This is a genomic window from Pandoraea sp. NPDC090278 (assembly GCF_044772185.1).
Taxonomy (GTDB): domain Bacteria; phylum Pseudomonadota; class Gammaproteobacteria; order Burkholderiales; family Burkholderiaceae; genus Pandoraea.
On sequence record NZ_JBIVYJ010000001.1, the window covers coordinates 1,664,404 to 1,676,964 of the forward strand.

8 protein-coding genes are annotated in these 12,561 nt (G+C 62.3%); 5 read left to right on the top strand and 3 right to left on the bottom strand.

The genetic code is table 11. The features are described from left to right. Nucleotides 1-358: 358 nt before the first annotated feature. From ACIQWO_RS07060 to tssJ, 5 genes are read left to right on the top strand one after another with little or no spacing between them, the layout of a single operon-like run. Nucleotides 359-3,919, top strand: coding sequence for an ImcF-related family protein (locus ACIQWO_RS07060; protein WP_402821054.1), 3,561 nt, complete (start codon nt 359-361; stop codon nt 3,917-3,919). After that, complete coding sequence (gene tssA / locus ACIQWO_RS07065) at nt 3,916-5,523, top strand: type VI secretion system protein TssA (protein WP_402821057.1); 1,608 nt, start codon at nt 3,916-3,918, stop codon at nt 5,521-5,523. Before ACIQWO_RS07060 ends, tssA begins: the two co-directional genes overlap by 4 nt. A gap of 12 nt (nt 5,524-5,535) precedes the next feature. Beyond that, on the top strand, nt 5,536-7,353 hold the full coding sequence (gene tssF, locus ACIQWO_RS07070) for a type VI secretion system baseplate subunit TssF (RefSeq protein ID WP_402821060.1): 1,818 nt from the start codon (nt 5,536-5,538) through the stop codon (nt 7,351-7,353). Beyond that, nucleotides 7,350-8,426: a type VI secretion system baseplate subunit TssG gene (gene tssG, locus ACIQWO_RS07075; RefSeq protein WP_402821063.1), complete on the top strand. Its 1,077-nt coding sequence runs from the start codon at nt 7,350-7,352 to the stop codon at nt 8,424-8,426. The genes tssF and tssG overlap by 4 nt, the downstream gene beginning before the upstream one ends. Further along, entirely contained in the window at nt 8,423-8,983 is a 561-nt protein-coding gene (gene tssJ, locus ACIQWO_RS07080; protein WP_402821066.1) for a type VI secretion system lipoprotein TssJ, read from the top strand. Before tssG ends, tssJ begins: the two co-directional genes overlap by 4 nt. Nucleotides 8,984-9,048: 65 nt before the next feature. Here tssJ and ACIQWO_RS07085 read toward each other — a convergent pair whose 3' ends face one another. From ACIQWO_RS07085 to ACIQWO_RS07095, 3 genes are all read right to left on the bottom strand, one after another. Next, nucleotides 9,049-10,266, bottom strand: coding sequence for a cystathionine beta-lyase (locus ACIQWO_RS07085; RefSeq protein WP_402821069.1), 1,218 nt, complete (start codon nt 10,264-10,266; stop codon nt 9,049-9,051). Nucleotides 10,267-10,318: 52 nt separating this feature from the next. Further along, nucleotides 10,319-11,500 (bottom strand): beta-ketothiolase BktB, encoded by a 1,182-nt coding sequence (gene bktB / locus ACIQWO_RS07090; RefSeq protein WP_150662997.1) that lies wholly within the window; start codon nt 11,498-11,500, stop codon nt 10,319-10,321. A gap of 135 nt (nt 11,501-11,635) precedes the next feature. After that, nucleotides 11,636-12,559, bottom strand: coding sequence for a sugar kinase (locus ACIQWO_RS07095; RefSeq protein ID WP_402821894.1), 924 nt, complete (start codon nt 12,557-12,559; stop codon nt 11,636-11,638). Nucleotides 12,560-12,561: the final 2 nt, after the last annotated feature.

Sequence of the window (12,561 nt, forward strand, 5' to 3'; positions counted from 1 at the left end):
GTCGAGGCAAGCCGCAGACTCCAGCACTGCTTGTTCACCGCCCGGCGTTGGGATCCATGGACGACGCAACAACCGTCATTTCTCTCGCGTCCCGGTGGGGTGGATGTGATCCGCAATGTCTCCCGCGAGTTTGGGCACACGGAGTTGCCGGCGATCAGGAAGGCCCCATCCGCCAGCAAGGATTCTCTAAGCAGGTCGATTTTCGTCCGCTGAGAGATTCGGTAGGCGATACCGCCTTAACCGGCCCGTGGCTCGCGCTCGCGCTGGCTCTAGAGAACACCCGCACATGCGCAACACCGCAACTTGTTCTGAGTGCAGAACAGGGGACGCTCAGTGCATCCGTCTGTAGAAATCACGTATGAAATCACCAAAAGCACGATCCGCCGGCTTCTACCTCGGGCTTGGCGCGAGCATCCTTTTTCTGGTGGTGGCCGTTACGCTTTGGGTAAGAGGATTGCACCTGGGCTGGTCTTTGGAGCGACGCATCACGATCGAACTCGCGTTGCTCTGCAGTCTTCTCGTCATTCTGCTTCTCTTGAAGTATCTGGAGCTGGTTGTCCGGTGGGTGGCTTCACTGGAAGTGCTGTCGAGCTTTCGTAGCACCCTAGGAAGCGCAGACAAGGTCTCACCCGCCGATTTCGCACCCAATTCGAGTATGGCCGACTCCAGGCATGACTCGCTGCTCAGTCAACTCAGGGAACGTCACGGCCGGCGCTGGCGACATCGCGAGCGATGGATCCTCGTCACCGGCCCCAAGCCGCTCGTCCAACGACTGTCGCCCGCGCTTGCTTCAACCGGCTTTGTACTCACAGCCGAGTCTGTGCTGCTTTTCGTCGCAGACAAACTCGACGCGCACGATCAGGAGTGGCTCAAGCAAATTCGCCGCATGCGGCGCCGCCGCCCGATCGATGCCATTGTCGCGCTTGCTTCCAGCGATGCGATCAGCGACGGCGACACTTCACTTACACCCGAGAATCTGGCGCCACAACTCGCCCGGATCAACCGAGCGCTACGATGGGCTGCCCCTGCTTATCTACTCGACGTCGCTCGACTGGAAGGCGCAGATCACACCACCGGGCAGGTCAACGCACAGGACGCAAGCGAAATCGTCGGTCTGCTTTGGACGGGTGAGCGCATCAGCGAGAACGGCGTCAAGGCCTCGATGACCATGCTGGCCAACACCCTCTCAGACGCAGGTGTGGCCCGCCTGAGTGAGGATCCGCACCAGCGAACCGTCGCCACCCTAGCCCAGCATGTCACACATAAGTGTGACACCCTGTGCACCTTGATCAGTCAGACCGCCGCCTCATCGTTCTGGCGCCACTCTGTCCACGGCATCTTCTTCGCGCCACTCGCCCCAGCGAGCACCGTGTCAGATCAAACCACGTCTGGCATCGCGCACCCCAAGCTCTGGCAGACCATTGCTCAGCACAGCCGCAAGCTGCATGGCCGCCGCGTCGGCTTCTCACCATCGGGCACAGTTGCCTGGCTCGTCACCGGCGCCATGTTCATCTGGATACTGGGCGTCAATCTATCCGGACTGCACAACCGAGCCACGATCAGATCGGTCTCGGACGCTTTGACCCAATGGAATCAAGCACCCGACCGTGGGCAGCAGATGCTCGCACTCAATAGTCTTGACCGTCAGATCGACACGTTTGAGGTACGGGAACGCAACGGTGCGCCCTGGTCCACACGCTTCGGTCTGAACCGGGATAGTGCGATTCTCGATGCCGTGTGGCCTGGCTACGTCCACGCGGCCCAGGTCCTCCTGGTGACACCGGTGCGTCAGGCCCTCGAAGCCCGCCTGATGCGCCTCGCGTCTCTCTCCGACGCCGAGATCGCCGACAGCGGTAACGTTCAGGCCAACGTCGCCTACGACACGCTCAAGGCCTACCTGATGCTTGCCACACCGGCACGCGCTAATAGCGCGTTCCTCACACCGCAGCTCATGGCGACAAACGAACCCGTGCGCCCCGATAACGCCGATGTCTCTGCCGGTACCTGGAACGACCTGCGCGGGCAAACGCTCGCGTTCCTCGCCTCCCATCTCGGCACCTCACGCGGCGGCGTATCGTTGGCGACACCCGCCGATCAAAGCCTTGTGGCCTCCACCCGACAAACGATTGTCAGCGTGCGCGGCATCCAGAATTCCACCGATGCCATCTACGAGAAGATCATCGACGAAGCACAGGCCAAGTACCCACCGATCACCCTAACGAGCCTGCTCGGCGATACGTCGAGTCGAGGGCTGTTCAGCACCACTCAGACCGTTCCCGGCGTGTTCACCCGCGCGGCCTTCGACGAGCGCATCTCGCGCGCCATCGACGAAGCCAGCGCACGGCAAGACGTCGGCGCAGACTGGGTGCTGTCGGATAGCACGAGCAACCAGGGTGACACCTCGGCTCTGAAGGCCGAACTACAGCAGCGCTATTTCGACGACTACGCACGCGCGTGGGAGCAGTTTCTCAACAGCCTGCGCTGGCAAAGCGCGTCGACACTGACCGGCACTGTCGACCAACTGCTGCTGTTGGGTGACCCGCAGCGCTCGCCGATGGTCGCACTCATGAACGCCATCACTTACCAGGCCGGTACAGGGGTCACATCTCAGTCACTGGCAGCGGACCTGCTGGGCCGGGCGCAACAACTGGTGGGGCACGAACAAGATCCGACCAAGCGCGGCCCCACCACGACCGCGCCGCTAGCGAGCGCCTTTGGCCCAATCCTGCGACTGACCGGTAGCGATCTCGTCAATGCAGGCAATGGTCGCGCAGGCAGCCACACGAACCGCACATCTCCACTGACCGATGCCGGTGACCTGAGCCTGTCTCGATACCTGGAGCGCGTCACGGCGATGCGTCTAAAGCTTCAGCAGATGGTGGCGTCCAACGACCCTGATGCCATGTCGCGCGTGGCCGCCCAAGCCGTGTTGCAAGGCAAGACCTCCGAGATCGCCGACAGTCGAGACTACGCCAGTCGTCTCGCTGCCAGTCTCGGCGGCCAGTGGTCCGGCTTTGGCGACGTATTGCAAGCCCCGCTCGATCAGGCGTGGCAAGTCGTAGTGCAGCCAGCGGCGGCGAACCTGAACGATCTGTGGCGCACCGCCATCGTCGCCGACTGGAACAAGGCATTCGGTGGGCGATATCCGTTTGCGGACTCCGACAACGATGCGTCCCTGCCCGAGATGGCCCGCTTCATGCGCGCGGACAATGGCGTGATCGCGCAGTTTGCTGCCACGCAGCTCGCCGGCGTCATCGAGCGACAAGGCGACCGCTGGGTGGCCACTCAGGGGGCAAATCAGGGTGGCCTCAGCGTCGATCCGGCATTTCTGGATGGCTTGAACCGGCTTACACGCGTGGCGATCGTACTGTTCCCCTCTGGCGACGCTCGCATGCGATATGAATTGCGCGGCGTGCCCACCCCTGGCATTACCGACGTGCGCTTCGTGCTCTCCGACAAACATTTTCACTACTTCAATCAACGCGAGGCCTGGGAGCCATTTGAGTGGCCGGGTCAGACGCTGGAAAACGTCACGCATGTGGAATGGCAAACGGCGCAGGGCGGCCTGCGCTCAGCACTCGATGCGCAAGGCCGGTTCGGCCTGATCCGCCTGCTCGAACGTGCGCAGGTGACGCAGCAAGACAGCGCACGCTACGTGCTGAGCTGGGTGCCCGACCAGACTGCGGGCAGGCCGTTGCGTGTTCAGTTACGTAGCGACGTCGGTGCTGGTCCACTCGAAGTGCTGACATTGCGGCACTTCAAGTTGCCCTCGCGCATCTTCACGACGGGGGCGGGTCGGCCCTTTGCTCAACCGAAACACGACAGGCGTGCCTCCATCGATACGATCAATGCGCAAACACTCGCGAGCACACGCCAAGGCACCAGGAAGGGTACCCCCGTTGAAGTGAGGGTCGAATGATGCTCGCCGGACTCCTCAACCGCTTGTTCCCAGCCATTCGCCATGCGGAGAAATTCGCTCGCGCCCGGCTCGACGCGTGGAGCGATTGGCTCACACCACTCCCAGACAGGAGCGGCAACGAGAATGGCGCCGGCAGGGATCCTGCCTACGAAGAACTGTTCTTCACCGTCAAGGACGAGGCAGGCAAGTTATCGGAAATCGACGATAACGCGATCACGCATCACTGCGAGCACCTCATCAAAGTTGTGGGCAAAGATCTTCGTCTCGCTGGGTACTACGCCACGGCACGTCTTCGCCGAGACGGTATCGCCGGCTTTTCCGACGGACTGGAACTCGCTGCCGCACTCGTCGATCGCTTCAGCGATGCAGTGCTCCCCACGCGGGCGCAAGCGCGCTGCGGTGCGCTCGACATGCTGAGCACACCGCGCGTACTTGAACAGCTTGCGGCGTGCGGCCCCATCACGCGTGAAGATCTGGAGCGCACGATGGCCGCGCTCGACGTATTGCTCGCGCACGCCAGCACGTGGCCTGAGACATCGCGACCGAACCTGCAAGCGCTCGTTTCGCATTTTGAACGCACTGTGTCAGCCGCCGGCGCGACCGCCGATAACACTTCAGAGGCGACGAAGGCATCGCCTGTCGCTGCATCGATTGAGCCTGTGAAAACCGCGCACGATGTGCTCGCACAGGCTCGCGTGATGGCGCGGTGGCTGCGCAGTCAAGAACACGGCTACTTGAGTGCGGCGCGCCTCGTCAGAAGCGTTCGCTGGGACACCTTGCAGGATTTGCCGCCGACAGACGTCACCGGGAAGTCCCGGCTCGCCGCGCCCCGTGCAGAGCTTCGCCAGCACCTCAAACGTCTGATGCTTCAGAAGCAATGGCCCGAGTTGCTTGAACGCGTTGAGGAGGCGTTCGTGGAGTTGGCGAATCATTTCTGGCTCGACCTTCAGTACTTTCAGCATGTCGCACTTGGGCACTCCGGCGCACCCCATTCCGCTTGGGCGGATTTGCTGCGCACAGACATCGCATTGTTCCTGCAGCGGCTTCCGGGCATCGAACGTCTCACATTCGACGACGGCATTCCATTTGCCGACGACGTCACGCGCGAGTGGCTCGCACAACACGCGGTTGTACATGATCTGGCCGCAGGGGAAAGTCTCGCATCGTTTCCGGTATTTGCCGAGGTTCTATCGGACACAACGGACTCTGTCGGCGGCTGGCGCGAAATCGAAACGCAATCGCGCGAGAAACTCGCTAACGAGGGTTTGGAAGCCGCGTTCGCCTGGATCGAAGCCCTGCCTGGAATGACGTCGCACCGTCACCGCTTCCTGCAACGCCTCGTCATGGCTCGCGTGGCTGAGAAGGCTGGCCGAAGCGATACCGCCATCGCACTATTCAGCGAACTCGACAGCGCCACGCGCTCGTTTGTGCTGACCCAGTGGGAGCCGACACTCGCCTTTGACATCAAGCAACAGTTGGCACAAGCCCTCAAGGCCTCCAGCACTCGTAAAGACATTGACAAGATGGCGCTCACCCGTCGGATCGCCGACCTTCGCGCTGACATGACGGTACTCGACCCGATTCGGTCACTCACTTCGCAATAAGCCCCATAGATCATGCAAAACGACGATCCGACGCTGCGTTACTACGAGGCCGAAATGCGCTACCTCCGCGAGGCGGGTAAGGAGTTCGCACGTGCCCACCCAGACCGCGCGCGCATGCTCAACATGGACCGTGTCGGTGCACTCGATCCTGCCGTTGAGCGCCTGTATGAAGGCTTCGCGTTCCTCACCGGCCGTTTGCGCCAAAAGCTTGACGACGAGCTCCCTGAGCTCACCGAAGGTTTGGTGAGCCTGCTCTGGCCCCACTACCTGCGCATGATTCCCTCGCTGTCCATCGTGGAGCTACGCCCCGAGGCAGACAAGATCCAGAGCACCGAGCTGGTGGATCCTGGTGTGGTGGTGCGCTCGTCGGCTATTGCTGTGCCGGGCGCACATGAGGGCGCCCCGCCGCGAAACGTGCAATGCGAGTACCGAACGACTCAGCCAGTTGCACTCCACCCAATTCGCATAACCCATGCGGCCCCGGCAGTCCGACAGGATGGCCGCTCGATTATCCGTCTGGGTTTCTCCATCGACACCACAGCGCTTCGCGGCGAGACAGATCTCGCCCGCCTTCGCCTCTTTCTGAATGCCGACTTGCCGACGGCCTTCTCCGTGCACCTCGCGCTGACTCGGCACGTCGATGCGGTGCTGTGCCGAATTCCCGAGGTCCGTGGTGGTGAGGCAGTGTCTCTGCCAGGAATCTCGGTGACTCCGGCCGGTTTCTCGGTCGACGAACGTCTCTGGCCGAAGGCTGAGAACGCGTTCTCAGGCTATCAATTGCTGCTCGAGTACTTCTCGTTTCGAGAGAAATTCCTGTTTGTCGATCTCTGCGGTTTCGATATCGCCAGCCTTCCGCAGCAGGCCCATGCATTCGAATTTGAGTTCGTCCTATCGCACCCGTACCCGGTCGACCAACCATTTGATGAAACGAACGTACGTCTTTTCTGTGCGCCAGTCATCAATTTGTTTTCGCTCGACGCCCAACCCATCGCGGTCGACCATCACAGCACCGAGTACCGTGTGCTGCCGGCCGGTCATCCAGGCGAGCATACCGAGATTTACGCCGTGGACGCGGTCGACGCTTTCGAGCAGACGTCGGCGCAGCGTTATCCCTATGTACCGTTCTCGTCGTTCAAGCACCGCGGCGGCATGCTGCGCCATGAGGCGCCCGAGCGATACTTCCACACGCGCGTGCGCACCGGTGCCTCGGGCCAGCATGAGACCTGGCTTGTACTGGGCGGCCACGCCTGGGAAACGATGGACGAGCTACCAGAAGAAAGCCTCTCACTACACTTGACGGGTACAAACGGTATGTTGCCTCGCAAGTCGTTACGCGCAGCAAATCTGAGTGAGTTGGCATCGAACACCCCGAGCGTCGCCGCCGTACAAAACCTGGTTGCCCCCACCTTGCCGCTCTACCCGCCAACTGGCGACCGCTTCCAGTGGCGAGTGCTCTCACATCTGGCACCGAACTTCCTGTCGCTCATGAACGCGGAGGTACTCCGTGGCGCACTCTCCTTATACGACTGGACCGATGCGGAGCAAGGTGAGCTTAATCGTCGACGTCTCGATGCCATCCGCTGGGTGTCCCAGTCCCTCATCGAGGAAGTGTCCGGCGGCGCGGTCGAGCGCGGCGTCCACATCGAGGTCACGCTCGACGCACACGCTTTCGCCGGAGAAGGCGACTTGATGCTGTTCGGTGAGTTGTTGCACCGGTTCTTTGAGATGTATGCCGAGATCAATCTTTTCACCAAGCTGACGGTGATCTGCCTGCCCGCGCGGACTCGCGTCGATTGGCCGCGCAGCAAAACTCACCGGGATCCGTTGTGACTGCGCGCGACTTCCCCGATCTCGATCCTCTGGTGCATGCCCTGCTTTCTCGCGCACCGCGCATGAGCTTCATGCAACTGTGCCGCCTGTTGGAACTGCAGGCACCGGAGATGCCCGAAATCGGCACCCGCAATACGCCGGTGCACGAGGCAGTGAGGTTCCGCCCGTGGCCGCGCATGGGCTTTCCGTCCGCCGAGGTGGTGAGCGTCGAGCGCGATGAAGACTTGCCCGACGCCCCGCCCGCGCTTCGCACGACGTTCATGGGGCTATATGGCGTTGATGCATGTCTTCCGTCGCACATGATCGACGACATCGCACTTCGCGAAGAAGGTCATGAAGCAGTCACGGCATTCCTGGATCAGTTCAATCATCGAACTGTCGCGCTGCTCTATCGGACCTGGAAGAAGTACCGCTACCCGGAGAGCTTTCGTGCGGGTGGCGCTGACGCCCACTCTCGCAACCTACTCTGTCTGGCAGGCTTTGCGGACGGAGACAAGCCACAACGGGCGGGGCTACCAGGTGTAAGAATGCTCGCCACCCTCGGCCTGCTGATCCAGCGCACGCGCACAGCCGAAGGGTTGGCAGGCACGATCGCTGTGACGGTGCCAGGCGTTGACGTCAAGGTTGGCGAGTTCTTCCCGAAGACGATCAGCGCGGGCGCGCCACGGCCATTGACATCGGCCAAAGGCAGCCATACACGCGGACTCGGCGCGGACTACGTGCTTGGACGACGTTTGACCTACCGTCATGGCGCAGTGGAGGCAGTCCTGCATCCATCGAACGAATTGCAGGTCACTTCGCTTCTGCCCGGTAGAGCATTACACGCCGAGTTGATGGCGGTGATCGCGCTCTACATGGGTACCGCCGCCGACGTTTATGTGCGACTGGTGATGCCTTCCACAATGGCACCTAGACCCTGCATCGGCGTCGCAGACGCCAGCCACGCGCCGCGCCTGGGCTGGACGAGCGTGCTGCCCAGCACGCAGTGCAAAGAGATCCGAATCACGCTCGGCGTTCATCGCTCAGTGTCGCCGCCCGAACCCAACCCATTCCTGAGCGGCCTCGCCGCATGAGCCAACGAACTATGTCGAATCACACACACATCTTCCGGCGACGTCTCGCCCTGCTACTGCCCGTGTGCCTGCTGTCTGGCTGTGGTGCGTGGCAGTCCGTATCCAATGGCACCGCCAACGCGTTCAATGCAGTGTTTTACAAGCACATTGAGTCAGTCGATGTCGACGTCAGCGCGCGAGATGCCCTGAACCCAGACGACGCAGGACGGCCCACGTCGGTGGCAGTACGGGTGTACCAACTGAAAGATCGAAAACTGTTTGACGCAGCGTCTTATGACGATCTGCTCAAGCAAGACAAGACAGTACTGGCAAATGAGCGACTCACCAGTACGGCTGGCGTACTCAATCCGGGGGCGTCGTTGAGCCTATCCAGGCCAATTGAAGACGGCACGAAGTTCGTGGCGGTTGTTGCTTTTTTCCGTGCCCCAGGAAGCCCCGAAACATGGAAATACGTCATTCCCACAAAGGAGCTCGACGCAGATGTGCCGCTAAAACTTCGGCTCGACGGCACTCACATCGAGCGAGGGAGTCGTGAAAATCAAGGTCCGAACTCTTGATGAACTGAGCGCGTGACCCTAGATGCCGTCTCCCGTCTCCCTTTGCCTCCGATCATCGGTCTCGATCAGGCGACGAGGTGCGCCTTCAGACTCGCCTCGATATCGGCTTGCAGATCGCGCACGTCTTCCAATCCCACATAGAAGCGCACCAGACTGCCCTTGTGCGGCCACGGTGTGGCCGTGCGCATCGAAGGCACGCGATACGGCAGCGCCAGACTGTGGGCCCCGCCCCAGCTGAAACCGATCTTGAACAGACGCAGTCCTTCGATGAAGGCGTCGATCTGCGCTTGCGAATAGCGCTCGTCGAACACCACCGAGAACAAGCCACCTGCGCCGGTAAAGTCGCGACGGAAATTCTGATAGCCCGGGCAGTCTTCGAAGGCGGGATGCAGCACGGCAGCGATCTCGTGACGCGTGCCCAGCCACGTGGCCAGCGTCATGGCAGACCGGTCGTGCGCTTCGAAACGTAATTGCAGGTTGCCGAGACTGCGCAGTACGAGACTGCAATCGTCGGCCGACACCCCGACGCCCAAGCGCATACGCGCTTGCTTCAGACGATGGTGAATGTCGTCGTCGATGGTCACGACGCCGCCCATCAGAATGTCGCTGCCGCCCGACTGATACTTGGTCAGCGCCTGCACCGAGATGTCCACACCGTGGTCGAACGGACGGAATGCCAGCCCGGCGGAGTACGTGTTATCGATGGCCGTGAGCACACCTCGCTCACGCGCCACGCGCGCGATGGCGGGGATGTCCGGCACTTCCATCGTCACCGAGCCCGGCGCTTCCAGCCAGATCAACTTGGTATTGGGCTGAATCAGCGCACCGATGCCGTCGCCGATCATCGGGTCGTAGTAGCGCACCGTAATGCCCCACGCCTGCGCCAGCCAGTCGGCATGGTCGCGATTCGGACCGTAGGCGTTGTCGGGAATGAGCACGTCGTCGCCGCTCTTGATGAGCCCGAAGTACACATTCGAGATCGCGGACAGCCCCGACGGGAACAGCAGGCAGTGCTTGCCGCCTTCGAGCGCCGCCAGACGTCGCATCAACTCCATCGACGTGGGCGTGGCGTGCAGACCGTAGCGCCACTGGCTGTCGTTCTTCCAGTCGAGCGAGCGCATGGCCGCCAGATCGGGAAAGACCACCGTTGACGCGCGCGCCACCGGCACCGGCATCGCCGAGAAACCGGCAGGCAACTGTGTGTCGGTGTGCAGAATATTGGTTTGCCAGTGCCAGCCGTTGGCTTCCGGCTTGTCGAGGGGCTTGCGGTTGTCTTGCGTCATCACGGCTCCGGAAAGACTTGGGCCGACAACAACGTCGGCCCCCGGGAGTAACTTACACGCGCTCGAACACGGCCGCAATGCCCTGACCGCCGCCGATACACATCGTCACCAGCGCGTACCGGCCGCCGATGCGCTGCAACTCGTGCAGTGCCTTGACGGTGATGAGCGCCCCCGTCGCGCCGATCGGGTGGCCCAGTGAAATGCCGGAGCCGTTCGGGTTCACTTTGGCCGGATCGAAACCGAGATCACGTGTGACCGCGCAAGCCTGCGCCGCGAAGGCCTCGTTGGCTTCCACCACGTCGATGTCGTCGACCTTCAGACCCGCACGCTCCAGCGCCTTGCGCGATGCAGGCACCGGGCCGATACCCATGTAGTTCGGATCGACGCCTGCGTGTGCGTAGCTCACCAGACGCGCGAGCGGCTTCGCACCGCGTCGCTCGGCTTCGGCGCGCTCCATCAGAATGAGTGCGGCGGCCGCATCGTTCAGGCCGGACGCGTTGCCAGCGGTGACGGTGCCGTCCTTCTCGAACACGGGACGCAGCTTCGCCATGTCCGCCATCGTGACGTCCGCCCGCACATGCTCATCGGTCGTGAAGGCCACATCGCCCTTCTTCGACTTCAGCGTGATCGGCACGATCTGATCGTTGAAGTAGCCCGCCGCCATCGCACGTGCGGCGCGCTGATGCGATTCCACGGCGAGGCGGTCCTGATCGTCGCGCGTAATGCCCCACTTCTTCGCGATATTCTCCGCCGTCACCCCCATGTGGATGTTCGCAAACGGATCGTGCAACGCGCCCAACATCATGTCGACGAGACGCGACTCGCCCATGCGCGTCCCCCAGCGTGCACCGGGCATCACGTACGGCGCACGGCTCATGCTCTCCGCGCCGCCCGCCATCGCCACATCGGTGTCGCCGAGCAGGATCGATTGTGCCGCCGAGACCACCGCTTGTAGGCCGGAGCCGCACAGACGGTTCACGGTCATCGCGGGCGCGTGCTGGCTCACGCCGGCTTCGATGGAAGCCACGCGTGCCAGATACATGTCTTTGGGTTCTGTATGGATGACGTTGCCGAACACGACGTGTCCGACGTCTTCACCGCCGACCTGCGCACGGGCCATGGCCTCGCGGGCGACGATGGCGCCGAGCTGCGTCGGCGCGAAATCCTTCAGGCTGCCGCCAAAATCACCAATCGCGGTACGTACGCCGCTGACGATCACGACCTCTCGTTGCATGTCTCTTCTCCGGGTGGATATAGGTTTGCAACGAGTATAGCGCCGTAGGGGTTACCGCGATGGCAGGCGCATTGGAGGGAAACTTCGATGACAGCGCTTGCACCGCGCTGCCCCGTCCTTCAATGGATGCGCCGTTTAGCTTGCCAGTTGCTTGAGCACCTGCTCGGCGCTCGGCACCGGCGCAACCGCACCGTAACCCGTCGTCGAGAGTGCCGCGCAGATGTTGGCGTAACGCGCGGCGGCGAACGGATCGTCGCCCAACGCCAGACGCGCGACGAAAGCGCCGCCGAAGCAGTCGCCCGCGCCGGTAGCGTCGATGGCCTGCACCGGGTACGGTGCGACAATGCGACGCTCGTGCGGAGTCGCGACGTAGCAACCCTCGCGTCCAAGCTTGAGCGCCACGACCTTCACACCGTGGGAGAGCAGTTCGTCGAGAATCGCATCGCGGTCCTCCAGACCGGTCACCGCCGTGACGTCGTCCCAGCTCGGCAGGCAGACGTCGGTCAGGCTGAACGCTTCACGCATCGTGGCGCGCGCGCGGGCGAGCGGCCACAGCTTGAGGCGCAGATTCGTATCGAACGACACTTTGCCGCCCGCAGCGCGAATCTTCGACATGGCGTCGAAGGCGGCGTCGCAGGCGTTCACGCTGATCGCCAGGCTGATGCCCGACAAATGCAGAAACTGCGCGCCCGCCAGTGCCTCGCCCGGCAGATCCTGCGCGCGATAGCGGCTCGCAGCGGAACCCGCGCGCAGATAGTCGAAGTGGTGACCGTTTTCGTCGTGCGACACGAAATAGACGCCGGTCGGCGACTGGCCGTCTACACGCACGTAGCGCGTATCCACCTGTTCGTCGCGCCACAGATCGAGCAACATGCGTCCGAAGAGGTCGTCGCCCACGGCGCTCACGAAGCCCGTGCTCACGCCCTGACGGCGCGCGGCGATGGCGAAGTTGGACGTGTCGCCGCCGAAACCTTGCAGATAACGACGGGCGTCATCGGGCGACTGGTTGAACTCGACCATCGCTTCGCCCATCGCGAGCACTTGCGGCGTTTGCTGCATTT

What these genes read in the sequence shown, in the direction of transcription:
- ACIQWO_RS07060 (WP_402821054.1), top strand. Translation starts at nt 359, where the DNA reads ATGAAATCACCAAAAGCACGATCCGCCGGCTTCTACCTCGGGCTTGGC.
- tssF (WP_402821060.1), top strand. Translation starts at nt 5,536, where the DNA reads ATGCAAAACGACGATCCGACGCTGCGTTACTACGAGGCCGAAATGCGC.
- tssJ (WP_402821066.1), top strand. Translation starts at nt 8,423, where the DNA reads ATGAGCCAACGAACTATGTCGAATCACACACACATCTTCCGGCGACGT.
- ACIQWO_RS07095 (WP_402821894.1), bottom strand. Translation starts at nt 12,559, where the DNA reads ATGCAGCAAACGCCGCAAGTGCTCGCGATGGGCGAAGCGATGGTCGAG.
- tssA (WP_402821057.1), top strand. Translation starts at nt 3,916, where the DNA reads ATGATGCTCGCCGGACTCCTCAACCGCTTGTTCCCAGCCATTCGCCAT.
- bktB (WP_150662997.1), bottom strand. Translation starts at nt 11,500, where the DNA reads ATGCAACGAGAGGTCGTGATCGTCAGCGGCGTACGTACCGCGATTGGT.
- ACIQWO_RS07085 (WP_402821069.1), bottom strand. Translation starts at nt 10,266, where the DNA reads ATGACGCAAGACAACCGCAAGCCCCTCGACAAGCCGGAAGCCAACGGC.